This window comes from Pseudomonas sp. B13(2017) (assembly GCF_002113245.1).
Taxonomy (GTDB): Bacteria; Pseudomonadota; Gammaproteobacteria; order Pseudomonadales; family Pseudomonadaceae; genus Aquipseudomonas; species Aquipseudomonas putida_Z.
In genome coordinates, this window is record NZ_NEJX01000026.1 from 1 (window position 1) to 25,817 (window position 25,817).

Genomic DNA, 25,817 nt, shown 5'->3' on the forward strand with positions numbered 1-25,817 from the left:
CAAGATTTTGAGTATTCATAACGGCGATCTCCAGTTAGATCCCCCAGTGAAAGCTTAGGCTTTCACTGGGGAGTCCTGGGAGGACCATTTCATTAGGTACAGCGCTGGACCTGCAGGCAGCGCAACCCTGTGGGAGCGGCCTGGTGTCGCGAAAGGGGCGCAAAGCGCCCCCGACAATCCCGCCAGCATCGCAGCCAGGACAGGCAACCCATTTCGGTTTATCGTGTGCTCATCATCCACTCGCACCCGCACCATGACCGACATCGAGCGCTACCTCCGCGCCGCCACCCGTGACAACACCCGGCGCAGCTACCAAGCCGCCATCGAGCATTTCGAAACCCACTGGGGCGGTTTTCTGCCGGCCACGGCCGAGAGCATCGCCCGCTACCTGGCCGAACACGCCGACCAGCATGCCGTCAGCACCCTGCGCCAGCGCCTGGCGGCGCTCAGCCAATGGCACGTCGCCCAAGGTTTCCCCGACCCGACCAAGGCGCCGCTGGTGCGCCAGGTGCTACGCGGCATCCGCACCTTGCACCCGACCCCGCCCAGGCAGGCCGCGCCGCTGTTGCTGCAGCACCTGCAAAGCGCAGTGGAATGTTTCGAACAAGAAGCCCGCCAGGCCCGGGAACAGCATGACCTGGCCACCCTGCGCCGGGCGCGTCGCGACGCTGCGCTGCTGTTGCTGGGCTTCTGGCGCGGTTTTCGGGGTGATGAACTGGCGCGCCTGCGCGTGGAGCACATCCAGGCCGAGGCGGGCGTCGGCATCACCCTGTTCCTGCCGCGCAGCAAAGGCGACCGCGAGGCCCTGGGCGTACAACACCGCACCCCGGCTCTCAAGGCCTTGTGCCCGGTCACGGCCTACCTGCAATGGCTGGAAGTCGCCGGCATCGCCCATGGGCCGGTGTTCCGCAAGCTCGACCGCTGGGGCAACCTCGGCGATACCGCGCTCAACAGCAACAGCCTGGTCGGCCTGCTGCGGCGCATGCTGGAACGCGCCGGGGTACCGGCGGCGCTGTATACCGGCCACTCGCTGCGCCGTGGCTTCGCCACCTGGGCCACGGCCAACGGTTGGGAGTTGAAGGCGCTGATGAGCTATGTGGGCTGGAAAGACGCCAAGTCGGCATTGCGCTACATCGACGCGGCGCAGCGCTTTGGCGAACTGGCCGTGCTACCGGCCAGCCAGGCGCAAAAGCTCATTCCTTGAAGGTGTGGCGGGCGATGCCGCCAATTTCCGGGTTGATGGCATACAGGTCGCCAGCGTCGGGGTAATGGTGCAGGTCTTCGGCACTCATGCCGAAGCGCGCGGTACTGATGAACAAGGTGTTCATCCCCGCCCCGCCGAAGCAGCAACTGGTGGGGCACGGCACTGGCATCAGCACCTGGTCGGTCAGGTGGCCGTTGCTGTCATAGCGCAGCAGGCAACTGCCATGGTACTGGCACACCCACAGGCCGCCTTCGCGGTCCAGCGCAAGGCCGTCCGGGCGCCCCAGTTCGGCAGGGGTTTCGGCAAACAGGGTGACCGCACCAAGCCGGCCTTCGGCCAGGTACCTGGCGCGGTAGATCGAGCGCGCCGCCGAATCGACGAAGTACACCGTGTGGCCGTCCTGCGACCAGGCCAGGCCGGTGGGCAACGCCATGTCGTCGTGGATCACCTGGTCGCTCAACTGCCCGTCAAAGCGGAACAGCGCCCCGGTGTTGCCACTCAGGGCATCGTCCATCAGCCCGGTCACGAAGCGGCCCTGCGGGTCGCAGGCGCCGTCGTTGAAACGGTAGGTCGACCGCGGGTGAACCGACACCGAATGCCGGCGTACCTTGCGCAGCGGCACGTCGAAGATGGCCACGCTGGCATCCTCGGTGAAAATCAGGTTGCCCTGGTCGGTCAACGCCAACGCGCCGATGCGTGCCGCGGATTCGTACAGGCACTCGGTTTCGCCATCGGGTATCAGGCGGTTGATCCGCCCGCCAGAGATATCGACGAAGTACAACGCGCCGCTGCATTCATCCCAGACCAGGCTTTCGCCCAGGTCGGCGCGGGTGTTGGCGACGTTGACTGGCACATGGCTGCATGCCTTGAGGCGGTTACGCAGTTCGCCCACCTCCGCCAGCGTCATGGAACAGGCCAGTCCCAGGCCCTGTGCGGCATCGGTGAAGACCGCAACGTTGTCGTGGAAAGGCTCTGTGACGGGCATTTGCTGGCTACCTTCGATTCTCCTTTCTACGATAACAACAAAAAAATCAATGACTTAATATTAAAAGCATGTAACTTTGATATCTCATGGATATCACCGCCGGTTCACCGGGCCGAAGGACCGCAGGATGATCGAAACACGTTTGCTTCGGCAGTTCGTTGCCGTGGCCGAAGAGCTGCACTTTCACAAGGCCGCCGAGCGCCTGCACATGGCGCAACCACCGCTGAGCCAGGCGATTGGCCGCCTCGAGGACAAGCTCGGTTTCAGCCTGTTCCTGCGCAACAAGCGCGGGGTGCGGCTGACTGCTGCGGGCACGGCCTTCCTCGACACCGCCTACCGCACGCTGGCCGAGTTGGAACAGGGCATCGAGTATGCGCGCAATGTGTCCGCCGGCATCTGCGGCAAGCTGGACATCACCGCCATTTCCATCGCTTATTACGAGTCGCTGCTCACCACCTTGCGCCGCTTTCGCGAGGCGTACCCGAACGTGCAGCTGACCATCCGCGAGATGCCATCGGCCTCGCAGGCCAAGGCCCTGCTGGCCGGTGAGGCGGATATCGGCTTCATGCGCAGGTTGCCGTTGCCGGCTGGCACCCTAGAGTCACGGTTGCTGCTCGACGAGCAAATCGTCATGGCCCTGCCCGCCCGCCACGCCAAAGCACAGGAAGGGGCGGTAGACCTGCGCGAGTTCGCTGATGAGGATTTCGTCTTCACCCCGCAAGCCCTGGGCAGCGGCTACCACGCGCAGTTGACGGCGCTGTGCGAGGCGGCGGGTTTCTACCCCAGGGTGGTGCAGGAAGCGGCACAGGTCCACACCCTGCTCGGCCTGGTGGCCTGTGGTTTTGGCGTAGCCCTGGTGCCGGCATCGTTCATCGGCTCCATACCGCGCGAGCGCGTGCAGTTCCGAGCAATCCTGCCAATCGACGACCAGCCCACCCCGGGCCTGGGCTTGTACATGAAATGGAACGCGCGGAATGCTTCACCGGCGCTGGCCAACTTCATTGCCATGTTCGAGAACCCGGGCGGGGCGGCGTCCCAACTTGCCCGCTCCCAGGAACCGCGCTTTTTCTGAACCTCGCATAAAACCTGTGGGAGCGGGCATGCCCGCGAACACCGGCGAAGCCGGTGCCATGAAACCGCAGTGCCTGTTTCGCGGGCACGCCCGCTCCCACAGGGTTCACCGTCGGTATCTGGATCTCGATCAAGTTCGCGTTGCGCAGCGCCACAGCCGCCCGATATCACAAGCCCGCGCCCGCAGCAGCTCAGCGGCATTGGCACATGCCTGCTCCAGGCTCATCGGCCCGCTGGCCAGGGCAAAGGCAGCATCGACACCATGGGCATACAGCTGCTGGTAGCCTTCACCCAAGGTCCCGGCCAGCACCACCACCGGCACCCCGTGGCGCTTGGCAACCCGGGCCACGCCCATCGGCGTCTTGCCACGCAAGGTCTGGGCGTCGAAGCGTCCTTCGCCGGTCACCACCAAGGCTGCGCCCTGCACCAAGGCATCCAGGCCGGCCAGTTCGGCCACCACTTCCACCCCAGGGCGGAACTGCGCGCCCATGAATGCCCGGGCTGCAAACCCCATGCCGCCGGCAGCGCCACAGCCTGGGTAGTCCCGCACATCCTCACCCAGCAGCTGCGCACAATGGTCGGCAAAATGCCCCAGGGCCTGGTCCAGCGCCTGCACCTGCTGTGGGTTGGCGCCCTTCTGCGGGCCGAAGATCGCCGAGGCGCCATTGGCGCCACACAGCGGGTTGTCGACGTCTGCCGCGACTTCGAACTGCACCTCGGCCAGGCGCCGGTCGAGGTCGCTGGCATCGATGCGGGCCAGCTTGGCCAAGGCCAGGCCGCCCTCCTCCAGCGCTTGCCCATCGGCGTCCAGCAGGCGCAGGCCCAGCGCCCGCAACATGCCGCTGCCCGCGTCGTTGGTGGCACTGCCGCCGATGGCCAGCACTACCCGTTGCGCGCCAGCGGCCAGAGCAGCGGCAATCAGCTCGCCGGTGCCCCAGGTGCTGCTGCGGCAGGCATCGCGCTGGCCTGGCGGCACCAACTGCAGGCCACTGGCCTGGGCCATTTCGATGATCGCCGTGCGGCTTTGCGGCAGCCAGCCCCAGCCCGCCTCCACGCTTTGCCCCAGCGGCCCGCGCACGGTCTGACGACGCAGTTCGCCGTGGCTGGCGGCGAGAATCGCATCCATGGTGCCTTCGCCACCGTCGGCCATCGGGCACTCGACCAGCTCGGCCTCCGGCCAGGCCTCGCCCAGGCCCGCCGCGATGGCGCGGGCGACACCGGCAGCGTCGAGGCTGTCCTTGAACGAGTCGGGGGCAATGACGATCTTCATGGGGTTTCTCCTGTCCTGATGAGCGGCATGCTGACAGGTGGCTGCCAAGGAGGCCTCGGTCAAATGCACAAAACGCCGGGCGGGTTGTTTGGGCAGATGCATTTCGCCTGTTTCGCCTGTACTGGCCCTATCGCCGGCAAGCCAGCTCCCACAGGTTCAACACAGGCCTGAGAGCATCATGCATCCTGTGGGAGCTGGCTTGCCGGCGATAGGGCCGGTGCAGGCAGCCCTTCAGTCGGCAGGCAGCAGCTGCAGCCCCAGGTACAGGCTAAGCATCCCTTCCATGCGCAGCGGGTCGACCTCGCCCAGCTCGGCAATCCGCTCCAGGCGGTAGCGCAGGCTGTTGCGGTGGATGCCCAGGGCATCGGCACAGGCCTGGCTCTGGCCGTCATGGGCACACCAGGCGCGCAGGGTGGTGAGCAACTGCCCGCTGCTGTCCTTGCTGCGAATACGCTGCAACGGCTCCAGCAATTCATCCAGCGCATCATCGTTGCGATGCCGCCACAGCAATGCCGGCAACCGGTAGCGCTGCAGGCTGAGCAGGCGCTCACCGGGCAGTACCTCGCGCCCATAGGCCAACAGGTCGCGCACCCGGCGATAACCCCGGCGCAGTTGCTCCAGGCTTTGCGCGGCACTGCCCAGGGACAACCGATCCACTTCCCAGCCATGGCGCTGCAGGCGTTCCAGCAGGCGAGGTTCGTCCAGCACCACGCCTGCCGGGCGACACCACAACAACGACTGGCGGGCCGGGCTTACGCACCAACTGTCCGGGTAGCGGCTCATCAACCATGCCGCCAGGGTTTCGGCGGCTGGCCCCGAGGCCAGTTCGAACAGGCACGGTACCCGTGGCAACTGGGGTTTCAGGCCCAGTTGCCGAGCTTCGTCGAGCAACCGCGGAGAATCGCCGCTGCCGCCCAGCAGCAGGGCCAGCAAATCGTCACAGCGCTGCCGTCGCCATTGCTGGTCGGCCTGCAAATGGCGCTGGGCCAGCAGCATTTCGGCGGTCATGCGCACCAGTTCACCATAGGTACGCACTCGCTGCGGGTCACCGGTCAGGCCGAGTACGCCCATCAATCGGCCATCCAGCATCAGCGGCAGGTTCACCCCGGGCTGCACGCCCTTCAGGCATTTGGCCGCGTCGGTATCCAGTTCGACGATGCGGCCGTTGGCCAGCACCAGTTGCGCGCCCTCGTGGCGGGTGTTGATACGCTCCGGTTCGCCACTGCCAAGGATCAACCCCTGGCTGTCCATGACATTGACGTTGCATGGCAGAATGGCCATCGCGCGGTCAACGATATCCTGCGCCAGGTCATGGTCGAGTTCGAACATTGAACGGTCCTTTGGGTGTCAGGGTTTTGGGCTCGGGCACAGCAGCCCGGTGCAAGTGCTGTGCAAAAGCACAAAGACAGGCACGCCGCAGTCCCCGAGACTCGTCAGGGCGAGCGCCGGAACAGGCGACGCGGCGACAACCATAACAACAGAGAACCCGATCATGGCATACAGCCCCGCCCCTGACCAAGGCACGGACACCAACCGCAACGCGCTGTACCGGCGCATCACCCTGCGGCTGATTCCGTTCATTTTCATCTGCTACCTGTTCAACTACCTGGACCGCGTCAACGTCGGCTTTGCCAAGCTGCAGATGCTCGACGCCCTGAAGTTCAGCGAAACGGTGTACGGCCTTGGCGCCGGCATCTTCTTCATCGGCTACGTGCTCTGCGGTCTGCCGAGCAACCTGGCACTCAACCGCTTCGGCCCGCGGCGCTGGATCGCGCTGATGATGATCGCCTGGGGCAGCCTCTCCACCTGCCTGCTGTTCGTCACCACGCCCACCGAGTTCTACGCCCTGCGCCTGCTGACCGGCGCCGCCGAAGCCGGCTTCTTCCCGGGCGTGGTGCTGTACCTTTCGCGCTGGTTCCCGGCGGCCCGCCGCGGTCGCATCATGGCCCTGTTCATGTCGGCGATCCCGGTTTCGGGCCTGCTCGGCGGGCCGTTCTCCGGCTGGATCCTCCAGCACTTCGCCGCCGGCCAGCACGGCCTGGCCGGCTGGCAATGGATGTTCCTGATCCAGGGCCTGCCGACCGTTGCCCTGGGTGTACTGGCGGTGTTCCTGCTCAGTGACGGCTACCAGAAAGCCGCCTGGCTGAGCCCGGCCGAACGCCAGCTGATCGCCGCCGACCTCGAGGCCGATGCCGCCAGCAAGCCGAGCACCACCGGCGACGGCGTGCTCGCCGTGCTGACCAACCCGCTGATCTGGACCTTCGGCTTTGTCTACTTCTGCATCCAGAGCGGTGTGTACGCGATCAACTTCTGGCTGCCGTCGATCATCAAGAACATGGGCTTCGACAACCCGCTGCTGATCGGCTGGCTCAGCGCCATCCCGTACCTGCTGGCCGGTGTGTTCATGATCCTGTGCGGGCGTTCGGCCGACCTGCGCAACGAGCGCCGCTGGCATCTTGTGGTGCCGATGCTGATGGGCGCCATCGGCCTGCTGATCGCGGTCAACTTCGCCGGCAACCCGGCCATCGCCATCCTCGGCCTGTCGATCGCCACCATGGGCGCGCTCACCGGCCTGCCGATGTTCTGGCCGATGCCCACCGCGCTGCTCAGCGCCGGCGCGGCTGTCGCGGGCCTGGCGATCATCAACTCGGTGGGCCAGATGGCCGGTTTCCTCAGCCCGTACCTGGTCGGTTTCATCAAGGACCAGACCGGCTCGACCGATGCCGCGCTGTATTCGCTGGCGGCGTTGATCGTGCTGGGTAGCCTGGTGGCCTTGCGGGTTACCCGGGCTGGTGCGCTGAGTACTGCAAGGGCCAGTTGAACCCGTTCGCGGGCTCGCCCGCTCCCACAGGATCACCACAAGCTCGAACACTGTGGTATCCCTGTGGGAGCGGGCAAGCCCGCGAAGAGGCCAGCCCAGGCCACATAAAATCCACACCCTCCACCGATCGTCAGCTCAACGCATCCCCTCCCCAGCCCAGGCGTCAAATGGTTCCAAAGGTCCCTTTGGAGAACCCCCATGACCCAGCACGCCGTGGCCCGCCTGGCCCAACTCGACGAACACCGCCCCCTGCGCGTCCAGGCCGGCAGCGAGGAGATCATCCTCATCCGCCAGGGTGACCAGGTGCACGCCTACCAGGGCAACTGCCCCCACGAAGGTGCGCCACTCAATGAAGGCGTGGTGTGCGGCGGCCTGCTGGTGTGCCCCTGGCACAAGGCCGCGTTCGCCGTGGACGAGGGCGCGGTCTGCGAGCCGCCGGCCCTGGCCGACCTGCGCCGCTACAAAACCTGGGTCAAGGGCGACGAGGTCTGGGTCGACGACCAACCCCTGCCCAGAACCGAACCGCCCCGCCACAGCGACGCCCGCTGTTTCGTGGTGGTCGGCGCCGGTGCCGCGGGCAGCGCCGCAGTCGCCACCCTGCTGGCCCATGGCTTTGCCGGCCGCCTGGTCTGGGTCGATCAGGAGCGCCAGCCAGCCTATGATCGTACTTCCCTCAGCAAATTCGTGATCGCCGGGCAGATGCCGCCCGATGAGGTGCCGACCCTGCTCGACGCCGAAGCCCTGCGCAAGGGCCAGCTGGAGCGCAAGCATGGCAAGGTGCGCAACCTGAACACCCAGAAACGCCAGATCACCCTGGCCGACGGCCAGCAGATCGACTATGACGCCTGCCTGCTGGCCACCGGCGGCAAGGCGCTGCGGCCCGATATCCCGGGCGTCGACCTGCCCGGGGTATTTACCCTGCGCTCACGGGAAGATGCCGCACACCTGCTGGACGCTGCCGAGCCCGGCCAGCCGGCAGTGATCGTCGGCGACGGTTTCATCGGCCTTGAGGCCGCCTCGGCCTTGCGCAAGTACGGTGTGCAGGTGCACCTGGTCACCCGCCATGAGGTCCCCCTGGCCCGGCAGCTGGGCGAGCGCATCGGCCGTAGCATCCGCGAGTTGCACGAACGCAAGGGGGTCACCTTCCACGGCCCCACCGAGGTCGAGCGGATCGAGGGCCAGGGCAAGGTCGAGGCCGTGCTGCTGGCCAACGGTGAACGGCTACAGACGCCATTGGTGCTGCTGGGCACCGGGGTCAGACCGGCGACCGCTTTCATCCAGGGGGTGCTGCTGACCGAGGACAAGTCGGTGCAAGTCGACGCTGAAATGCGCGCTGCAGATGGCCTGTGGGCAGCAGGGGATATCGCCACCTTCCCGCTCAGCGGGCGCCCGGTGCGTATCGAACACTGGCGCCTGGCCCAGCAACATGGGGTGATCGCCGCCGCCAACATGCTCGGCGAGCAGCGCCGCTATGCCGACGTGCCGTTCTTCTGGACCTACCAGCACGGCCGCACCTACGAAGTACTGGGCCACGCGCGGGACTGCAACCGCATCGAGTTCGTCGGCGAGCCGGAAAAAGGCGACTTCATCGCCTTGCAATGCGTGGATGAGCGGGTCGAGGCGGTCATCGCCAAGGGCTACTCCGATGCCATGGCGACACTGTCGCAACGCCTGAAGCGCCCGTTGACCTTGCAGGAGGCCTTGGCGCTGATCGGTTGAGGCTGCCTTTCATTGCGCCCCGGTTGTGTGTAAAACGGGTAGATCAGCCGACTGCACAAGGACCCAAGCGCATGATCTACCGCCCCCTCGGCCACAGTGGCCTGCAGGTTTCCGCCCTTACCCTGGGCAGCATGATGTTCGGCGAGCAGACCAGCACCGAGGACGCCCTGCGCATCATCGACAAGGCCTGGGACCAGGGCATCAACTTCATCGACACCGCAGACGTGTACAACGCCGGGCGTGCGGAGGAAATCGTCGGCGAAGCGGTGGCCCGCCATCGCCAGGACTGGATCGTGGCCAGCAAGGTGGGCTTCGGCCCGGCCGATGGCCTGCCCAACCGCAGCGGGCTGTCGCGCAAGCACATCTTCAATGCCCTGGAGGCCACGCTGACGCGCATGGACATGGACTACCTGGACATCTACTACCTGCACCGCGAAGACCACAAGGTGCCGCTGGAAGAAACCGTGCAGGCCATCGGCGACCTGCTGCGCCAGGGCAAGATCCGCTACTGGGGCGTGTCCAACTTCCGCGGCTGGCGCATCGCCGAGGCCTGCCACATTGCCGAGCGCCTGGGCGTGCCCAGGCCAGTGGTGAGCCAGCCGCTGTACAACATCGTCAACCGCCAGGCCGAGCCGGAACAGCTTACCGCTGCGGCAGCCCATGGCCTGGGCGTGGTGCCGTTCAGCCCGCTCGCGCGGGGCGTGCTCAGCGGCAAGTATGCGCCGGGGGCGGTGCCGGATGCCGGTAGCCGGGCCGGGCGCCAGGACAAGCGCATCATGGAGGTGGAATGGCGCCAGGAGTCGCTGGCCATTGCGCGGCAGATCCAGGCCTATGTCGAGGCCAAGGGCGTGGGTATCGTCGAGTTCGCGATTGCCTGGGTGCTGAACAATCGGCTGGTCAGTTCGGCGATTGTCGGGCCGCGTACGGAAGAACAGTGGGATACCTATGGCGGCGCGCTGGCGGTGAAGATTACCGCGGAGGATGAAGCGTTCATTGATTCGCTGGTCACGCCGGGGCATTCGTCGACGCCGGGGTTCAATGATGTGGCGCATTATGTGAGTGGGCGGTTGGCCCGTAGCTGATCGTTCTCCTGTCCTGGCCTCTTCGCGGGCACGCCCGCTCCCACAGGATCATCACAGCCTGGGGAATTGTGGGGTCCCTGTGGGAGCGGGCGAGCCCGCGAAGAGGCCGGAACAGGCAGTGCAGAAGCATCAGGAACAGCCATTGGGGAGCCCAATGCCGGGCTCCCGGTCCCCCCTTTCCCCAATCACCTCGGTATCGTGCGCACCATTGGTTTTCCACCTCTGGAGCAGCAATGAAACTCTTGCAACCCCTGAAAGTCGGCCCGCTCACCCTGCCCAACCGGGTATTCATGGCCCCCCTCACCCGCCTGCGCAGCCTCGAGCCGGGTGACGTACCTACCCCGCTGATGGCCGAGTACTACCGCCAACGCGCCAGCGCCGGGCTGATCATCACCGAAGCCACGCAGATTTCCTTCCAGGCCAAAGGCTATTCCGGCTCGCCGGGCATCCACAGCGCCGAGCAGATCGCCGCCTGGCAGCGTGTCAACGAAGGCATCCACGCCGATGGCGGCCATAGCGCCGTGCAGGTGTGGCACACCGGGCGGGTATCGCACACTTCCCTGCAACCCGGCGGCGAAGCACCGGTGGCACCTTCGGCGCTGCCGGCCGCTGCCCGCACTACCCTGCGTGACGAGCACGGCAACCTGATGCGTGTGGAAACCTCTGCGCCGCGGGCGCTGAGCGAGGCGGAAATCGCCGGCATCGTTGCCGACTTCGGCCAGGCGGCGGCCAATGCCTGTGAAGCCGGGTTCGACTTCATCGAACTGCACGCCGCCCACGGCTACCTGCTGCACCAGTTCCTCACCCCCAGCGCCAACCAACGCGAAGACCGCTACGGCGGCAGCGTCGAGAACCGTGCGCGTATCGTGCTTGAAGCAGTGGACGCGGCGATTGCCAACTGGAGTGCCGAGCGCGTGGGTATCCGTGTGTTCCCGCTGGGTGGTTTCAATGGCGTGGACAATGGCGAGGACCAGGAAGCCGCAGGCCTGTACCTGATACGCGAACTGGCCAAGCGCAACCTTGCCTACCTGCACCTGTCCGAACCGGACTGGGCCGGCGGCAAGCCGCTGCGTGACGAATTCCGTCAGGCGATTCGTGCGGCCTACCCGGGGGTGATCATTGCTGCCGGTGCCTACACCGCCGAGAAAGGTGAAGACCTGATCGGGCGTGGCTTGATCGATGCCGTAGCGTTCGGGCGCAGCTTCATTGCCAACCCGGACCTGGTAGAGCGGCTGCGGGTGCAGGCGCCGTTGAATGCGCACCGGGCGCAGTTCGATTATGCCAATGGGGCTGAGGGGTATACGGATTATCCGTTCCTCAAGCAGGCTTGATGCTGAAAAAGGGAGCTCATGTGCTCCCTTTTTTGTTACCTGTGCCGGCCTCTTCGCGGGTGAACCCGCTCCCACAGGGATCCCACAAAGTTCAAGTCTGTGGTGATCCTGTGGGAGCGGGTTCACCCGCGAAGAGGCCGGTAGCTTTAACCCAGCTGCGCCAGGGCCTGCGCGGCATAGGCATGCGAACGCTGCCGCGCCAGCGGGTCGTGGATGCGGCAGTCGATCATCAGTTCATCCGCGCCGGTCTGCTCGATCAGCGTGCGCAACCCTTCCCTTACCCGCTCCGGCCCGCCGGCCACGGTGCAGGCCATCACCTGCTCAAGTACCGCGCGCTCATGGTCCGGCAGGCTCTCGACATAACCCTCCTGCGGCTTGGGCAGCAGGCCGAAGCGCCCGACATGCAAGTCCAGCATCCATTTGCGATGGGAGCTGGCCAGGTAATCCGCCTCGGTGTCGCTATCGCCGGCGAACAGGTTCATGCCCACCATCACATACGGCTTGGCCAGTTGTGCCGAAGGCTGGAAGTTGGCCCGGTAGTGGGCAATGGCCTGCAGCAGGTAGCGCGGGGCAAAGTGCGAGGCGAAGGCATAGGGCAGGCCCAGTTTCGCTGCCAGGTCGGCGCCGAACAGGCTGGAGCCGAGGATCCACACCGGGATGTCATGCTTGCCCGGCACGCCGCGCACGCGGCGCTGGCCGTTGTCGGCCAGGTAGTCGCGCAGCTCGGCGATGTCCTGGCTGAAGTCGCGCTCTGGCGCAGCACCACGCAAGGCGCGCACGGTCGGCCCGGAGCTGCCTGGCGCACGGCCGAGGCCCAGGTCGATGCGGCCAGGGTGCAGGGTGTCGAGCGTGCCGAACTGCTCGGCCACCACCAGCGGCGCATGGTTGGGCAGCATGATGCCACCGGCGCCGACGCGGATATGCCGGGTGGCGTTGGCGATTTCGTTGATGACCAGTGACGTGGCGGCCGAGCCGATGCCCGGCATGTCGTGGTGTTCGGCGATCCAGTAGCGGCTGTAGTGCTGTTGCTCGACATGGCGCGCCAGTTGGCGGGACTCTTCGATCGCGTCGGCGAAGGTCTTGCCTTCGCCGATCATGACCAGGTCCAGTACGGACAGTGCAGTCATGGGGTCTCCACAGGGATTATCAGTGACTGCCAGTTTCCCTGCTGCGCAGCCAGTGATAAACCCGGCTTCAGGCCCGGCATAGGGGCCTGCCATTCCCCAATCAGTATTCCCAGGGCACGCCCGGTTCCCAGCTGGCTACCAGCAGGTCGATGAAGCCGCGTACCCGTGGCGACAGGTGGCGCTTGCTTGGGTAGACGATGCGAATCGGGTCCGCTGGCGGCCGATAGGCTTGCAGCACCTCCACCAGGGTGCCGGCGCGCAGGTCGTCGCCGGTAATGTAGGTGGGCAGGTGAATCAGCCCGAAACCCGCCCGCGCGCCGTCTAGCATCGCCTCGGAGCTGTCGATGTTCAGCCGCCCGGGGTCTTCGCACAGGTGCAGCCCCGCTTCGGTATGGAAGCGCCACGGCATGGCCTTTTCGCCAGCCAGGAAGGCGATCTTGTCGTGGCCGTAGAGGTCGCTGGGCACCTGCGGTACGCCGCGTGCGTCCAGGTATGCGGGTGAGGCGCAGGTGACGAACTGCTGCCAGGCCACCGTGCGCGTCAACAGTTGCGAGTCTTCCTTCGGTGCGCCGATACGCACCGCAACGTCGATACCCTCCTCGACCAGGTCGACGAAACGGTCGGTGAAGCGGATATCCGCGCGCAGCTCGGGCCACTGCTTCAGGTAGCGGTCGAGAATCGGCAGCACATGGCGCTGGCCGAACGACAGGGGTGCTGTCAGGCGCAGGGTGCCGGTGGGCTTGCCACGGCGCTGGGCCATGGTGCTTTCCACCTCGTCCAGGTCATCCAGAATCTGCCGCCAGCGCTCGTAGGCCACCAGGCCCTCGTCGGTCAGGCTCAGCTTGCGCGTGGTGCGGTTGAGCAGGCGCACGGCCATGCGCGCCTCCAGGCGAGCGATGCTCTTGCCCACCGCCGAACGCGTCAGGCCCAAGGTGGCGGCGGCGGCGGTAAAACTGCCGGCCTTCGCGGCGCTGACGAAGGCGGCGATGTCGCCGAAGCGGTTGGGTTCCATGGGGGTTCCTGAGTCTGGTGCGGCCGGTTTAGATGGGTATGGATTTGTGAAATGCAAGCAGGACCGTCGAGAGCGATCAAGCGAAAACCTTGATCGCCAATAAATGCACCGGATAGAACAGGTAGCCCCAACGCCCCACTGCTGGCACCCGCCAATCATCATGACGCAGCAACAGCAACCCGACCGGAATCGCCAAGGCTGCAGCAATCAGCGTCAGCACGGTAATGGGCGCCAACAGATGTTCCCGCAACCAACTGTTGGTCAGGTTCCCACCCATGGCCAACAGGCAAGTCAACACCCAGGCCGCCCCTCCCTTGCGGCGGGCCATCAACCAGGCGCCCGGTAGCATCACCCCCGGCAGCCCGTACATCAGCTGTTCGCTGAACAACCACCCTGCAAGCAGACCGGCAACGCCAAGCACGCGCGCCGACCTCGACGGATGATGCACGCCCCAGGCAACCAGCAAGCCCAACACCAGGGTCGGCATCACGCTGAACGTTGGCGAACCACTTTCCAGCCAACGGTATACAGGCTCCGACAGCACCGCGAACACCAGCATCAACCCCAGATAACGCAGGTTGCCGCGGGTATACAGCGCCCCGCCCCTGGCACGCCCCACATTCACTGCAATGGCCAGGCAGAACAGCGGAAACGCCAACCGGCCCAGTACGAACAGGCCATCGGCAGCAGGCCACAGGAAACGCAGGTGGTCGGCAACCATGGTCAGCATCGCCGTCCACTTGACCAGGTCCAGCCCGGCTGATCGCATGCCTCAGCGCCCGGACTCGACTGTGGCGGGCCCCAGGTAGCGGTCGGTCCAGGCAGCCAGCGGCAAAGGTGGCTGCTGCTCGACGATCCGTCGCCAGATCAGCATCAGGTCGTCGCCGTTGAACGCCGCCCCTGGTCCAGCGCCCTTCCACATCGACGGCACATCGGCAATCCAGTGCCCCTGGCTGTCACGGTGGGCCATGTTGAAGCGGAACGTGTAGTTCCCCGGAATGCCCATGCGCAGGTCGCTGACTACCAGCGCATCGCCGACCTGGTCGTAGCGCAGCCAGTCATCGGTGAACCAACGCAAGCGCTGGTGCAAAGGGTGCCCGGCCAGCGCTTGCGCCAGTTGCAGATTACGCGGCAAACGCTGCATTTCTGGCGCTTGCTGGTCGAACCCGCTGCTGATGCCTTCGTAGTAATCGCCATCCGGGGTCTTGGCCAGCACCCGCCAGACGAGGCTGTTGAAGGCTATCGGCACGGCACGTACCTGGCTGACGGCGATACCCTGGCGATCGAGGGCAGCCTGGAAACGCTGCTCGGCCGCCATGCGTCCGGCCAGGCCGAAACCCAGGTAGGCTGCGCTGAATACCAGGGCCAAGGTGAGTAGCTGCGTAGCCTTGCGCGTCAGCCCTTTGATGATTGCGTAGATCACCGCGGCCAGCAGCGGCACGGTGTAGACCGGGTCGATGATGAACACCGCTGCCCAGCTTTCCGGGGTGGCCTGCAAGGGCCAGAACAACTGCGTGCCGTAGACCGTGAAGGCGTCGAGCAACGGGTGGGTGACCAGCACCAGCCAGAACGCCAGGAACAGCCTGGGCAAGGTATAGCCTTTGCCTGGCCAGCACTTGTTGACCAGCCAGGCCAGCAGCAAGGCCAGCCCGGTGAGCACGAACAGGGAATGAGAAAAGCCGCGGTGGTAGGTCATCTGCGACACCGGGTCGGCGTAGCGGATGATCACGTCCAGGTCGGGAAGCGTGCCCAGCGCCGCGCCATACAGCAGCGAGCGGCGGCCCTGGATGCGGCCGAGTACGGTACCTTGCAGGGCCGCGCCGAGTACGGCCTGGGTGATGGAGTCCAAGGGTGGCATTCCTGAAAGGGAGGTTTCCGGAAGCTAACTTCATCCGGGCCCAATGCGCAATTCTTCTTGAAGGTGCATCTGTAACGGGCTACCTGCACTGGCCTCATCGCCGGCAAGCCAGCTCCCACCCCGACCGCGTTGACCTCAAGGTATGCGCTATCCCTGTGGGAGCTGGCTTGCCGGCGATGAGGTCAGTGCAGGCAACATAAGACAGCTGCTCCCACCGGGTTTGCACATGCCTCTATGGATGATTCAGAACAACTGCCAGGTGTACACCAGCGTCAAGCGGTTCTCGTCGATGTCGCTGCGGTAGTTGGACCGGGCCATGGCATTGCGCACCCGGATCCCCAGACCCTTCAGCACCCCGCCCTGCACGGCGTAACCGATGTCCAGGTCGCGCTCGCGGTCGCGCCCTTCATAACCCAGCCCGGTGTCGACATTGTTACCGGTGATGTAGCGCACGGTCGCCGTCAGCCCCGGCACACCCATGGCCGCGAAGTTGTAGTCGTAGCGCACCTGGTACGAGCGTTCGTCGGTGTAGGCGAACTCATAGGTCGGTACTTCGTTACCCAGCGGCGAGATGTTGGCGAACACCCGTGGGAAAGGGCTGTCGCCATAGATGCCCTGGTAGCCGGCATGGAAGCTGTGCCCGCCATGCCGGGCAGTGAACATCGAAAAGAACGCCTGGTTGTCGATGTTGCCGAGCAACGCATCGCCATCCTCGCGCGCAGTGAAATACCCCAGGTTCGCGCTGAGCACCCAGTTGCCTACGGGCTTGCTGTGCTTGAGGCCGACAAAGCCCTGTTCATAGATGTCCTCCAGCTGCCCGTACCACAGGCTGACGCTGCTCTGGTTGGCATTGAACGCATAGTCCCCGCCCAGGTAGTTGAAGGCATCGCTTTCTGCCTGGCGCATCGGCACATGGCCGAGCATGGCGTTCATCTTGCCGTCGCCGCCTTCGTTGCGCAGGTGGGTGCTTTTCAGGTGCCCGGCCTGCACGGTCAGCCCGTCGATTTCCGCCGAGCTCAGGCTTGCGCCCTGGTAGGTCGGCGGCAACAGGCGGATGTCGCTGAAGGTCAGCACCGGCAGGTTGGGTTGCAGTTCGCCGACGCGCAATTCGGTCCTGGACAACCGGGCCTTGAAGGTGGGCGCCAGGCGGCTGTATTCGTCGGCGGCGCGGCCATCGCTGTGCACCGGCAGCAACCCGGTGTTGGTGCGGTCGGGGCTGCTGTCGAGCTTGATGCCCAGCAGGCCCAGGGCGTCAACGCCAAAGCCGACCGTGCCCGGTGTGTAGCCCGACTTGAAGTCGAGGATGAAGCCCTGGGCCCACTCCTCGGCCTTGGATTGCCGGTTGGTCCCGACGATGTCGGAGAAGTCGCGGCTGAAGTAGTAGTTACGGGCACTCAGGGTGGCCTTCGAATCTTCGAAGAAGCCGCCTTCGGCGGCCAGCAACGGTTGGCTGAGCAAAGTCAGGCCCAGGGCGACGCAAGGGGTGTGGTTCATTCCGAAGCTCTCTTGATCTTGTTTTTATGGGTAAAGCGTTGGAAGCACGGCGGTTCATGGGGTACGGCGCAGCACCTCCCGGGCACGTGGCTGGCGCAGCCTGAGCAAACCATGGCTCAGCAGGCCGAACAGCAGGCCCCAGAACGCTGCCGACAGACCCAGGAAGGCCACCCCCGAAGCGGTGACCAGAAAAGTGAACAGCCCGGCATCGCGCTCGGTTGGTTCCGCCAGGCTGCGGGCCAGGGCTTCGCTGATGGCGCCATACAGGGCCAGCCCGGCCAGGGCGGCGATCAGGGCGGCGGGGAATGCTGCGAACAGCGACATCAGCGTGGCCCCGGCGATCCCCAGCAGCAGGTACAGCGCACTGCCAGCCACCGCCGCGACATAGCGCCGCCGTGGGTTTTCATGGGCTTCATGGCCAGTGCACAGGCTGGCGGTGACCGCCGCCAGATTCAGCCCGTGGCAACCGAACGGCGCCAGCGCGGCACCGGCCAGGGCGCTGGCACTGATGATCGGGCTGGCCGGCGTGGGGTAGCCGGCGTTGCGCAGCACCGCCATGCCCGGCATGAACTGCCCGGTCAGGGCCACCAGCACCAGTGGCATTGCCAGGCTGAATACCGCTGCCAGGCTGAACTGCGGGGTGACCCACTGCGGCGACGCCAGCTCCAGCACCAACGCCTCGCTACGAAACGCCCCGCTGGCCACGGTCACCACCGTGCCCACGCACAGCACCGCCGCCACGGCGTAGCGCGGCTGCAGCCGGCGCATCAGCACGTAGGTGACGAACATTGCCAGTACCAGCAGCGGTTGCACCGGCAAGGCGCGGAACACCTCGATGCCGAAGCTGAACAGGATGCCGGCCTGCATGCCGGCGGCGATGGAGCCCGGCAGGCGCGCGATGATGCGGTCGAAGGCCCCGCTGATGCCGATCAGCAGCAGGACCAGGTTGGCAACCAGATAGGCGCCAACGGCCTGTTCCAGGCCCAGTTGCGGCAAGGCGGTGACCAGCAGCGCCGAGCCAGGGATCGACCAGGCGATCACCACCGGCACCCGATACCGCAGGCTGAGCAGCGCGCCGAGCACGGCGCTGCCCATGGACACTGCCCAGACCCAGGAGGACAGTTGCCGATGGGACAGGCCGGCGGCTTCTGCGGCGTGGAAGATGATTACCAGGGGGCCTGCGTAGGAGATCATCGTGGCGATGCAGCCGGCGACGATGGCGGACAGTGAACTGTCCTTGATCAGGGTTTTCATGGCACCTCTCGCATCGGTGATGTATGGCAAGGGCTGCGCCCTTGATCGCCGGCAAGCCAGCTCCCACAGGGATCACACAGGTTTCAGCCCTGTGGTGATCCTGTGGGAGCGGGCAAGCCCGCGAAGAAGCCAACCCGGTGGCTCAGGCCTCTTGCAAAGCCCGCGGCCGCCCACTGCGCTGCTCATCGGCACCGCCGTGGGCCCGCTGCAACTGGAAGTCGAACTTCAGTTCGGCATGCCGCCCCGCCTCGCCCTCGACGAACACCACCTCGCCCACCAGCCCATCCCGCGTGGCATAGGCAAAGTCATCCCACAGGTACTTGTCTCCGGCCAGGTTGATCTGCGTGGTCAGGTGTCGGTACCCCGGTGCCGAGATGAAGAAGTGCACATGCGCCGGACGCTGGCCGTGACGGCCGAGCAGGTCCAGGCACTCCTGGGTCGGCCCCTGTGGATCGCAGCCATACCCGGACGGCACGATGGAGCGTGCGCGGTAGCGCCCTTCGCCATCGGTGATGATGCGCCGGCGCAGGTTGTACTCGGACTGGCTCTGGTCGAAGAACGAATAGGTGCCACGGGTATTGGCATGCCACAGGTCGACCGTGGCCCCAGGCAACGGCCGCCCTTGTGGGTCGAGCACCTGGCCCTCGAGGTACATCGGCGTGGCCACGCCCTCCTCGCTACCGTCATCCATGCGCACTTCACCTTCGGCGATGGGCGCACCGGCCACGTACAGCGGGCCTTCGATGGTGCGCGGGGTGCCGCCGACCAGGCCTGCCTGCCGGTCCTTGGCATCCTGCAGCAGGTCGAGGAAGTGTTCGATGCCCAGCCCCGCCACCAGCAGCCCGGCCTCGCCGCGGCCGCCCAGGCGGTTGAGGTAGTCGACGGCATGCCAGAACTCGTCCTCGCTGATTTCCAGGTCTTCGATCAGCCGCGCGGTGTCTTGCAGCAGGCGCTGCACGATGCGCTTCAGGCGCGGGCTGCCGGCATCGTTGCCAAAGCCTGCGGCCTCTTCGAAGAACTGCTGTACCTCGGCAGTGTGGGAAATTTTCACGGTCATGGTGGGATACCTCATGTTGTTGTTCTGGCGTTACGCCTGCGCCGCAATGGCCTGGGCATGCCGACGGCCGCTGGCCAGGTGCACGGCCATGGCCAGCGCGGCAATTGCGCCGGGGATGGCGAAGGCGATGAAATTGAGTTGCAGGGGCAGGTTGATGCCCATCAGCGCACCACCCAGCAGCGGGCCGACGATGGCGCCGTTGCGGCCGATGCCCGAGGCCCAGCCCAGCCCGGTGGAACGCACCGATAACCCGTACAGCTGGGCGGCGCCGGCATACAGCAGGATCTGCGTGCCGATGGTGGTGGCGCCGGCAATGAAGATCAGCAGGTACAGCACCGGCATCGGGCTGTTGACGCCCAGCAGGCTGATCGACAGCGCGGCGGCAATGAAGAACGCCACCTTGACCTTGACCAGGTTGTAGCGGTCGCCCAGCCAGCCGCCGAGGATCGCCCCGGCCATGCCGCCGAAGTTCAGCGCCAGCAGGAACGACAGGCTCGAGCCCAGGCTGTAGCCGGCGTTGGCCATCAGCTTCGGCAGCCAGGAACTGAGCGCGTAGACCATCAGCAGGCAGCAGAAGAACGCCAGCCACAGCGCCAGGGTGCGAATGGCCAGGCCATTGCGGAACAGTTCGACTACAGCGGTGAACTTACCTGCCCTTTCGCGGGACAAGCCCGCTCCCACAGGGGCGACCAGTACATCGTCAGGTTGCAGGTCGCAATCCGGGTCCAGCCGCTTGAGGAGCTTGCGGGCCTCGTCGGTACGGCCCTGGCGTACCAGGAAGCCGATCGATTCCGGGAGGTGGTAGAGGATCACCGGCAACAGCAGCAGTGGCACCGCTGCGGCGAAGAACATCGATTCCCAGCCGAAACGCGGCAGCATGAAGATGCCGACACCCGCCGAGAGCATGCCGCCCAGCGAGTAGCCACTGAACATGATCGCCACCAGCGTGCTGCGCAGGCGCTTGGGCGCGTACTCGTTCATCAGTGCCACGGCGTTGGGCATCAGGCCGCCACAACCCAGGCCGGCGATGAAGCGGTAGATGCCGAACTCGCTCGGGCTGCTGGCAAAGCCGTTGAGGATGGTCGCCCCGGAGAACAAGGCGAAGCAGATGGCGATGCCCTTCTTGCGCCCGATGCGATCGGCCAGGCTGCCGAACGCCAGGGCGCCGAACATCATGCCGAACAGCGCATAGCTGCCCAGTGCACCGGCCTGCAACGGGGTCAGGCCCCACTCTTTCATGATGACCGGCAGTACCACGCCGTAGATGAACAGGTCATAGCCGTCGAAGATCAGCAGCAGGCCGCACCAGGCCATGACCATCCAGTGGAACGGGGTAAAGCGCGCGTTATCGATGATCGGGTGTACGTCAAGGGTTCGCATGGCATCTGTCGCTCTTGTTTTTGTTGTGAAAGAAAGCTCTTTGCCTTGTGGGTGTCGCTCAGCCGAGGTCGCCGCCCCCTACCGGCAAGGTCACGCCGGTGATGTACGAGGCTTCGTCGGAAGCGAGGAACAGGATCGCGCCGACCTGCTCGTCGATGCTGCCGTAGCGGTGCATCAGGCTGCTGTCGAGGGTCTGGTCGACGATCTGCTGGTACCAGTGCCTTTCCTGTTCGGTCTGCTCGGCACTGTTGCGCGGCACGCGCCGGGGTGGCGCCTCGGTGCCGCCGGGAGCGGTGGCGTTGACCCGGATGCCCCGGCCGGCGGTTTCGAAGGCCAGGCACGCAGTCAGCGCGTTGACGCCGCCCTTGGCCGCGCCATAGGGCACGCGGTTGACGCCACGGGTGGCGATGGACGAGACGTTGACGATGGCGCCGCTGCCGCGTTCGAGCATGTACGGCAGTGCGGCATGGCAGCACCACAGGGTGGGGAACAACGAACGGCGTACTTCGGCTTCGATCTGGTCCACTTCGTAGTGTTCGAAGGGCTTGGCCCAGATGGTGCCGCCGACGTTGTTGACCAGGATGTCGAGGCGGCCGAATGCTTCAACCGCGCTGGCCATGACCCGGGCGCAGTCGGCGTGTTGTTCCAGGTCGGCAGTGAGGGTGAGCATGCCCTCGCCGGCCAGTTCGTGAACCAGTTCGGAGCGGTCTACCGCGACCACTTGCGCGCCTTCGGCCTTGAGCCGCCAGCACACGCCACGGCCGATGCCCTGGGCGGCACCGGTGACCAGGGCGACCTTGCCTTGGAATCGGTTGTTCATATCCATCTCTCCGGTTCGCCACAGTTCCTGTGGGAGCGGGCATGCCCGCGAATGCGTCCGACCAGACAAAGTTGTTGAACCTGCTGGCCTCTTCGCGGGCACGCCCGCTCCCACAGGGTCGGCGTATTACTTGGAATAAAAGGAATCAGGCCGCCGCCGCGAACTTCTCGTAATAGAAGTTCGCCGGGGTAATGCCCTGCTCGCGCACGTACTGGCTGACCGCCTCGACCATCGGTGGCGGGCCGCACAGGTACACATCCACATCGCCGTCGTTGAGGTGGCGCGGTTCGATGTGCTGGGTCACGTAGCCCTTCTGCGGGTACTGGCTGTCCGGGTTGGCCACGCAGGCGCTGAAGGTGAAGTTGGGGATGCGCGCCGCCAGCGCCTGCAGGCGGTCGAGCTCGACCAGGTCGAAGTCGTTGGTCACGCCGTAGATCAGGTGCAGCGGGTGCTCGCTGCCTTGCTCGGCGATCTTCTCCAGCATCGCCGTGAACGGCGCCAGGCCGGTACCACCGGCCAGCAGCAACAGCGGGCGCTGGATCGGCCGCAGGTAGAAGCTGCCCAGCGGCCCGGCCAGGGTCATGCTGTCGCCGGCCTTGGCCAGGTTGGTCAGGAAGCTGCTCATCAGCCCGCCCGGCACGTTGCGGATCAGGAAGCTGACCTCGCCGTCCTTCTGCAGCGAGCTGAACGAATAGGCGCGGCTCTGCTCGCTGCCTGGCACCTTGAGGTTGACATACTGCCCCGGCAGGAAGGCCAGGCGGCTGAGGGCCTCGCCCTTGATCGACAGGGCGATGGTGCTGGCCGACAGCTGGCGGACATCGCTGATGGCGGCCTCGAAGCTGGCCTGCTCGGTCTTGCACAGCTGCGACGAGGCCGGGATGCGGATGACGCAGTCGCTTTCGGCGCGCATCTGGCAGGTCAGTACGTAGCCTTCGGCGACTTCGTCTTCGCTCAGGGCATCTTCGATGAAGTTGTCGCCCAGGTCATAGCGCCCGGACTCGGCCTTGCACTTGCAAGTACCGCAGGCGCCGTCGCGGCAGTCCAGCGGGATGTTGATGCCCTGGCGGTAAGCGGCGTCGGCCACGGTTTCATGGCCGGTGGCCTCGATGAAGCGGGTCACCCCGTCTTCGAAATTCAGTGCGATCTGGTAGCTCATGTTGCACCTCGCGGGCGAGCCGGGCCACGGCACGTCGCAGGACGCACCGGGCAGCGCTCGCAAAACCCTGGATCAGATGTGGTAGATGTCGATGACCTGGCGCACGTAGTCGTTCTTCAGCACCACCTTCTTGGCCTTGATCAGCGGCTGTTCGCCGCGCAGGTCGAGGGTGTAGAAGCTGGTGCCGAAGTAACTGTCGGTGGTCTTGTAGCGGAAGCTCAGGGTGTGCCAGTTGAAGCGCACCTGGCAGCTGCCCTCGCCCTGCTCGACGATCTCGATGTTGCTGATGTTGTGCGAGGTGCGGGTGTCGGGCACGGTCGCACTGGAGCGCTCGGTCTTGATGCGGAACACCCGGTCTTCCAGGCCGCCACGGTTGCCGTACCAGATCAGCGAGATTTCGCTTTGTGGGTCTTCGGTAAGAGTGTCGTCATCGTCCCAGCTCGGCATCCAGAAGCTGGCATCACTGGCGTACAGCTCCAGCCACTGATCCCACTGGGCATCGTCCAGGTAGCGCGCTTCGCGGTAGAGAAAATCGCGCACGGTTTCATAAAGGCTCATTGCACGGCCTCCACGGGGATCAGTTGCTGTTCGTCCTTCAGGGCCTGGATCATGGTGTCCTGCCAGTACTTGTGCTGCAGCACGAACAGGCCTTCGTCCTCGGTGCGTACGCCCGACAGCAGCGGCTTGAGTTCGATCTCCCTGGCCGCCTCGTCGGCGCCTTCCACCCAGTGCGCAGCGCCGCGGGACATGTCGTTCCAGCCGGTGCCGCCGCCATAGCCGGTCTGGCACGAGCGGAACTCTTCCAGGTCATCCGGGGTGGCCATGCCGCTGACGTTGAAGAAGTCTTCGTACTGGCGAATGCGCTTGGCGCGGGCATCGGCGCTCTCGCCTTTCGGTGCGATGCAGTAGATGGTGATTTCGGTCTTGTTCACAGAAATAGGCCGGGCGATGCGGATCTGCGAGCTGAACTGGTCCATCAGGTACACGTTCGGGTACAGGCACAGGTTGCGCGAGTTCTCGATCATCCAGTCGGCACGGGCCTGGCCGAAGTCGGCGGCCAGCTGTTCACGGCGCTCGTAGGCCGGGCGGTCCTCGGGGTTGGCCCAGCGGGTCCACAACAGCAGGTGGCCGTGGTCGAAGGAGTAGAAGCCACCGCCCTGCTTGGCCCAGGCGCCGGCGCTCATGGTCTTGATCTCTTCACCCGCCTCGCGCTGCTTGCGCTGGTTCTGGGTGGCGGCGTAGTTCCAGTGCACGGAACTGACGTGGTAGCCGTCGGCACCGTTCTCGGCAGTGAGCTTCCAGTTGCCTTCGTAGATGTACGAGCTGGCACCGCGCAGCACTTCCAGGCCTTCCGGCGACTGGTCGACGATCATGTCGATGATCTTGGCCGACTCGCCCAGGTGCTCGACCAGCGGCTTGACGTCGGCATTCAGGCTGCCGAACAGGAAGCCACGGTACGACTCGAAGCGCGCCACCTTGGTCAGGTCATGGGAGCCGTCGCAGTTGAAGCTGTCGGGGTAGCCGGCGTTGCTCGGGTCTTTGACCTTGAGCAGCTTGCCGCTGTTGTTGAAGGTCCAGCCGTGGAACGGGCAGGTGTAGCTGGAGCGGTTGCCGCGCTTGTGCCGGCAGAGCATGGCGCCGCGGTGGCTGCAGGCGTTGAGGAAGGCATTGAGCTCACCGTCCTTGTTGCGCGCGATGAAGATCGGCTGGCGCCCCATGGTCAGGGTGAGGAAGTCGTTTTTCTCGGGGATCTGGCTTTCATGGGCCAGGTAGATCCAGTTGCCCTCGAAGATGTGTTTCATCTCCAGGTCGAACAGGCGTGGGTCGGTGAACATCTCGCGCTTGCAGCGGTAGATGCCCTTTTCACGGTCGTCCTCGAGCAAGGCATTGAGGTAGTCGAATCCCAGGGACATGGCCAGGGTCTCCCTTGTTATTGTTTAGACCTGGTCAGGTTAGGGATTGGTATTGGGCGGGAATATCCGGTTTGTGCGCGGTGCTATCCGTTTTGTGCAGGCTGGTGTTTCTGCGGGGGCCCTGTGGGAGCGGGTTTACCCGCGAAGAGGCCGGTGCGGCTCAGCGACGATTACGCAAGGTTTCCGAGGGCAACTCGCCAAACTGCTGCCGATACACCTCGGAAAACCGCCCCAGGTGCATGAAGCCATAATCCATGGCCAGTTCGGTCACGCTGCGTACCGCGCAACTGGCATCCCCCAGGCAGGCATGTACCTGCTCCAGCTTGCGCTGGCGCACATACTGCTTGGGCGTGGTCTGCAGATGCCGGTCGAACAATGCATACAACGAGCGCAGGCTCATGCACGCCTGCTCCGCCAGTGCTTCAGCTGTCAGTTCAAGCTTCAGGTTGCGGTCGATGTGGTCGATGATCCGTTCAAGGCTTGCACCCGGCGAACCCAGGCTTTCGCGACGGATATTGGTGCTCATCAGGGTCAGCAGCTTGCTGGCGACGATCTGGCTGTAGTGGCCCTGCACCCTGGGCAGCGAGTCGCTCACCTCTGCTTCCTGGCAGACCATGGCCAGCAGGTTGACGAACCCGTCCAGTTCGTCCAGCCGGTAATGGTTGCGCAAGAACCGCACCCCGCCATCGGGGCGGTTCCAGCGCTGTTCGTCGCAGATCGAGTCCAGTAGCCGGGTCGGCACCTTGAGGATGAATTTCTCGCAGTCTTCCGAGTAGGTCAGGTCAACCGGGTCGTCGGGGTTGATCAGCAGCAGCTCGCCCGGCACCAGGTGATGCTCGCGCTTGTGTCCACGCCACAGGCAGTTGCCGTTGAGCAGCACTTGCAGGTGGTAGATGGTTTCCAGTGCCGGCGAGGTAACGCGCACGCTGCCGCCGTAGCTGATGCGGCACAGGTCGAGTTCAGCGAACTTGCGGTGGCTGAGGCTGGCTTGCGGATGAGTGGTGCGGGACAGACCGATGCAATGCTGGCCTACATGCTGGTTGACATAATCGGACACAGCATAAGGGTCGGCGTGATGAAACACGCTACTGCGCTCGCTCAGCAGGCGGCTTTCCATAGGCAAGGCACTCGGATCGTTATTGTTCTGGTCGCCGCTTCCTACGGCCCGGTTGGGCTGTGGTTGCGGTCGTCACGGTCATTCTATCGAGCCGGCTGCGGGTCGCGGGGGCAGGCGACAACCGGTGGATGGGCACACTTAAGCAA

General features: G+C 65.2%; 22 protein-coding genes. 6 read left to right on the forward strand and 16 right to left on the reverse strand.

Annotated features, from left to right (window positions below):
- Positions 1 to 253: 253 nt before the first annotated feature.
- Positions 254 to 1,204, forward strand: coding sequence for a site-specific integrase (locus CAG44_RS25070; RefSeq protein ID WP_085693192.1), 951 nt, complete (start codon positions 254 to 256; stop codon positions 1,202 to 1,204).
- Here the strand turns inward: CAG44_RS25070 and CAG44_RS25075 are convergent.
- The gene (locus CAG44_RS25075; RefSeq protein WP_256575293.1) at positions 1,194 to 2,111 is read right to left on the reverse strand and encodes an SMP-30/gluconolactonase/LRE family protein; all 918 of its coding nucleotides are present in this window, start codon (positions 2,109 to 2,111) and stop codon (positions 1,194 to 1,196) included. The genes CAG44_RS25070 and CAG44_RS25075 overlap by 11 nt on opposite strands.
- Positions 2,112 to 2,316: 205 nt before the next feature.
- Here CAG44_RS25075 and CAG44_RS25080 point away from each other — a divergent pair, with 205 nt between their 5' ends.
- On the forward strand, positions 2,317 to 3,261 hold the full coding sequence (locus tag CAG44_RS25080; protein WP_085693194.1) for a LysR substrate-binding domain-containing protein: 945 nt from the start codon (positions 2,317 to 2,319) through the stop codon (positions 3,259 to 3,261).
- Between the two features lie 129 nt (positions 3,262 to 3,390).
- Here CAG44_RS25080 and CAG44_RS25085 read toward each other — a convergent pair whose 3' ends face one another.
- Positions 3,391 to 4,530 (reverse strand): glycerate kinase, encoded by a 1,140-nt coding sequence (locus tag CAG44_RS25085; protein ID WP_085693195.1) that lies wholly within the window; start codon positions 4,528 to 4,530, stop codon positions 3,391 to 3,393.
- A 231-nt stretch (positions 4,531 to 4,761) separates the two neighbouring features.
- Positions 4,762 to 5,859 carry a sugar diacid recognition domain-containing protein gene (locus CAG44_RS25090; RefSeq protein WP_085693196.1) on the reverse strand — a complete coding sequence of 366 codons (1,098 nt, stop codon included), beginning with the start codon at positions 5,857 to 5,859 and terminating at the stop codon, positions 4,762 to 4,764.
- A gap of 163 nt (positions 5,860 to 6,022) precedes the next feature.
- On the opposite strand from CAG44_RS25090, the gene CAG44_RS25095 reads away from it, so the two are divergent.
- The 4 genes from CAG44_RS25095 to CAG44_RS25110 all read left to right on the forward strand — a co-directional run bounded on the left by CAG44_RS25095 (position 6,023) and on the right by CAG44_RS25110 (position 11,483).
- Entirely contained in the window at positions 6,023 to 7,351 is a 1,329-nt protein-coding gene (locus CAG44_RS25095) for an MFS transporter (RefSeq protein WP_085693197.1), read from the forward strand.
- A 198-nt stretch (positions 7,352 to 7,549) separates the two neighbouring features.
- Positions 7,550 to 9,070 carry an FAD-dependent oxidoreductase gene (locus tag CAG44_RS25100; protein WP_085693198.1) on the forward strand — a complete coding sequence of 507 codons (1,521 nt, stop codon included), beginning with the start codon at positions 7,550 to 7,552 and terminating at the stop codon, positions 9,068 to 9,070.
- Positions 9,071 to 9,141: 71 nt separating this feature from the next.
- On the forward strand, positions 9,142 to 10,152 hold the full coding sequence (locus CAG44_RS25105; protein WP_085693199.1) for an aldo/keto reductase: 1,011 nt from the start codon (positions 9,142 to 9,144) through the stop codon (positions 10,150 to 10,152).
- A gap of 233 nt (positions 10,153 to 10,385) precedes the next feature.
- Positions 10,386 to 11,483 carry an alkene reductase gene (locus tag CAG44_RS25110; protein WP_085693200.1) on the forward strand — a complete coding sequence of 366 codons (1,098 nt, stop codon included), beginning with the start codon at positions 10,386 to 10,388 and terminating at the stop codon, positions 11,481 to 11,483.
- Between the two features lie 146 nt (positions 11,484 to 11,629).
- Here CAG44_RS25110 and CAG44_RS25115 read toward each other — a convergent pair whose 3' ends face one another.
- The 13 genes from CAG44_RS25115 to CAG44_RS25175 form a co-directional block, all read right to left on the reverse strand.
- The gene (locus CAG44_RS25115; RefSeq protein WP_085693201.1) at positions 11,630 to 12,610 is read right to left on the reverse strand and encodes an LLM class flavin-dependent oxidoreductase; all 981 of its coding nucleotides are present in this window, start codon (positions 12,608 to 12,610) and stop codon (positions 11,630 to 11,632) included.
- A 100-nt stretch (positions 12,611 to 12,710) separates the two neighbouring features.
- The gene (locus CAG44_RS25120; RefSeq protein WP_025339048.1) at positions 12,711 to 13,622 is read right to left on the reverse strand and encodes a LysR family transcriptional regulator; all 912 of its coding nucleotides are present in this window, start codon (positions 13,620 to 13,622) and stop codon (positions 12,711 to 12,713) included.
- 76 nt (positions 13,623 to 13,698) lie between these two features.
- A complete protein-coding gene (locus CAG44_RS25125) occupies positions 13,699 to 14,391 on the reverse strand; it encodes a TraX family protein (protein ID WP_085589596.1) in 693 nt (230 codons plus the stop codon).
- A gap of 3 nt (positions 14,392 to 14,394) precedes the next feature.
- Entirely contained in the window at positions 14,395 to 15,471 is a 1,077-nt protein-coding gene (locus tag CAG44_RS25130; protein WP_085589594.1) for a metal-dependent hydrolase, read from the reverse strand.
- A gap of 252 nt (positions 15,472 to 15,723) precedes the next feature.
- Positions 15,724 to 16,974 (reverse strand): OprD family porin, encoded by a 1,251-nt coding sequence (locus tag CAG44_RS25135; protein WP_085589591.1) that lies wholly within the window; start codon positions 16,972 to 16,974, stop codon positions 15,724 to 15,726.
- A 54-nt stretch (positions 16,975 to 17,028) separates the two neighbouring features.
- A complete protein-coding gene (locus CAG44_RS25140; protein WP_085589589.1) occupies positions 17,029 to 18,228 on the reverse strand; it encodes a benzoate/H(+) symporter BenE family transporter in 1,200 nt (399 codons plus the stop codon).
- Between the two features lie 142 nt (positions 18,229 to 18,370).
- Complete coding sequence (catA, locus tag CAG44_RS25145) at positions 18,371 to 19,285, reverse strand: catechol 1,2-dioxygenase (protein WP_085589587.1); 915 nt, start codon at positions 19,283 to 19,285, stop codon at positions 18,371 to 18,373.
- Between the two features lie 30 nt (positions 19,286 to 19,315).
- The gene (locus CAG44_RS25150; protein WP_085589585.1) at positions 19,316 to 20,665 is read right to left on the reverse strand and encodes an aromatic acid/H+ symport family MFS transporter; all 1,350 of its coding nucleotides are present in this window, start codon (positions 20,663 to 20,665) and stop codon (positions 19,316 to 19,318) included.
- Between the two features lie 58 nt (positions 20,666 to 20,723).
- Positions 20,724 to 21,485, reverse strand: a complete 762-nt coding sequence (locus CAG44_RS25155) for a 1,6-dihydroxycyclohexa-2,4-diene-1-carboxylate dehydrogenase (RefSeq protein ID WP_075045179.1) — start codon at positions 21,483 to 21,485, stop codon at positions 20,724 to 20,726.
- A gap of 145 nt (positions 21,486 to 21,630) precedes the next feature.
- The gene (benC, locus tag CAG44_RS25160; RefSeq protein WP_025339040.1) at positions 21,631 to 22,641 is read right to left on the reverse strand and encodes a benzoate 1,2-dioxygenase electron transfer component BenC; all 1,011 of its coding nucleotides are present in this window, start codon (positions 22,639 to 22,641) and stop codon (positions 21,631 to 21,633) included.
- 72 nt (positions 22,642 to 22,713) lie between these two features.
- Positions 22,714 to 23,199 carry a benzoate 1,2-dioxygenase small subunit gene (gene benB / locus CAG44_RS25165; protein WP_004374327.1) on the reverse strand — a complete coding sequence of 162 codons (486 nt, stop codon included), beginning with the start codon at positions 23,197 to 23,199 and terminating at the stop codon, positions 22,714 to 22,716.
- Positions 23,196 to 24,554: a benzoate 1,2-dioxygenase large subunit gene (gene benA / locus CAG44_RS25170; RefSeq protein WP_085693202.1), complete on the reverse strand. Its 1,359-nt coding sequence runs from the start codon at positions 24,552 to 24,554 to the stop codon at positions 23,196 to 23,198. Before benA ends, benB begins: the two co-directional genes overlap by 4 nt.
- Before the next feature lie 160 nt (positions 24,555 to 24,714).
- On the reverse strand, positions 24,715 to 25,671 hold the full coding sequence (locus tag CAG44_RS25175) for an AraC family transcriptional regulator (RefSeq protein WP_085693203.1): 957 nt from the start codon (positions 25,669 to 25,671) through the stop codon (positions 24,715 to 24,717).
- Between the last annotated feature and the right edge of the window lie 146 nt (positions 25,672 to 25,817).

Excerpts from the sequence above, each read along its gene's own strand:
- CAG44_RS25070 (WP_085693192.1), top strand. The coding sequence starts at position 254 with ATGACCGACATCGAGCGCTACCTCCGCGCCGCCACCCGTGACAACACC.
- CAG44_RS25075 (WP_256575293.1), bottom strand. The coding sequence starts at position 2,111 with ATGACGCTGGCGGAGGTGGGCGAACTGCGTAACCGCCTCAAGGCATGC.
- CAG44_RS25080 (WP_085693194.1), top strand. The coding sequence starts at position 2,317 with ATGATCGAAACACGTTTGCTTCGGCAGTTCGTTGCCGTGGCCGAAGAG.
- CAG44_RS25085 (WP_085693195.1), bottom strand. The coding sequence starts at position 4,530 with ATGAAGATCGTCATTGCCCCCGACTCGTTCAAGGACAGCCTCGACGCT.
- CAG44_RS25090 (WP_085693196.1), bottom strand. The coding sequence starts at position 5,859 with ATGTTCGAACTCGACCATGACCTGGCGCAGGATATCGTTGACCGCGCG.
- CAG44_RS25095 (WP_085693197.1), top strand. The coding sequence starts at position 6,023 with ATGGCATACAGCCCCGCCCCTGACCAAGGCACGGACACCAACCGCAAC.
- CAG44_RS25100 (WP_085693198.1), top strand. The coding sequence starts at position 7,550 with ATGACCCAGCACGCCGTGGCCCGCCTGGCCCAACTCGACGAACACCGC.
- CAG44_RS25105 (WP_085693199.1), top strand. The coding sequence starts at position 9,142 with ATGATCTACCGCCCCCTCGGCCACAGTGGCCTGCAGGTTTCCGCCCTT.
- CAG44_RS25110 (WP_085693200.1), top strand. The coding sequence starts at position 10,386 with ATGAAACTCTTGCAACCCCTGAAAGTCGGCCCGCTCACCCTGCCCAAC.
- CAG44_RS25115 (WP_085693201.1), bottom strand. The coding sequence starts at position 12,610 with ATGACTGCACTGTCCGTACTGGACCTGGTCATGATCGGCGAAGGCAAG.
- CAG44_RS25120 (WP_025339048.1), bottom strand. The coding sequence starts at position 13,622 with ATGGAACCCAACCGCTTCGGCGACATCGCCGCCTTCGTCAGCGCCGCG.
- CAG44_RS25125 (WP_085589596.1), bottom strand. The coding sequence starts at position 14,391 with ATGCGATCAGCCGGGCTGGACCTGGTCAAGTGGACGGCGATGCTGACC.
- CAG44_RS25135 (WP_085589591.1), bottom strand. The coding sequence starts at position 16,974 with ATGAACCACACCCCTTGCGTCGCCCTGGGCCTGACTTTGCTCAGCCAA.
- CAG44_RS25140 (WP_085589589.1), bottom strand. The coding sequence starts at position 18,228 with ATGAAAACCCTGATCAAGGACAGTTCACTGTCCGCCATCGTCGCCGGC.
- catA (WP_085589587.1), bottom strand. The coding sequence starts at position 19,285 with ATGACCGTGAAAATTTCCCACACTGCCGAGGTACAGCAGTTCTTCGAA.
- CAG44_RS25150 (WP_085589585.1), bottom strand. The coding sequence starts at position 20,665 with ATGCGAACCCTTGACGTACACCCGATCATCGATAACGCGCGCTTTACC.
- CAG44_RS25155 (WP_075045179.1), bottom strand. The coding sequence starts at position 21,485 with ATGAACAACCGATTCCAAGGCAAGGTCGCCCTGGTCACCGGTGCCGCC.
- benC (WP_025339040.1), bottom strand. The coding sequence starts at position 22,641 with ATGAGCTACCAGATCGCACTGAATTTCGAAGACGGGGTGACCCGCTTC.
- benB (WP_004374327.1), bottom strand. The coding sequence starts at position 23,199 with ATGAGCCTTTATGAAACCGTGCGCGATTTTCTCTACCGCGAAGCGCGC.
- benA (WP_085693202.1), bottom strand. The coding sequence starts at position 24,554 with ATGTCCCTGGGATTCGACTACCTCAATGCCTTGCTCGAGGACGACCGT.
- CAG44_RS25175 (WP_085693203.1), bottom strand. The coding sequence starts at position 25,671 with ATGGAAAGCCGCCTGCTGAGCGAGCGCAGTAGCGTGTTTCATCACGCC.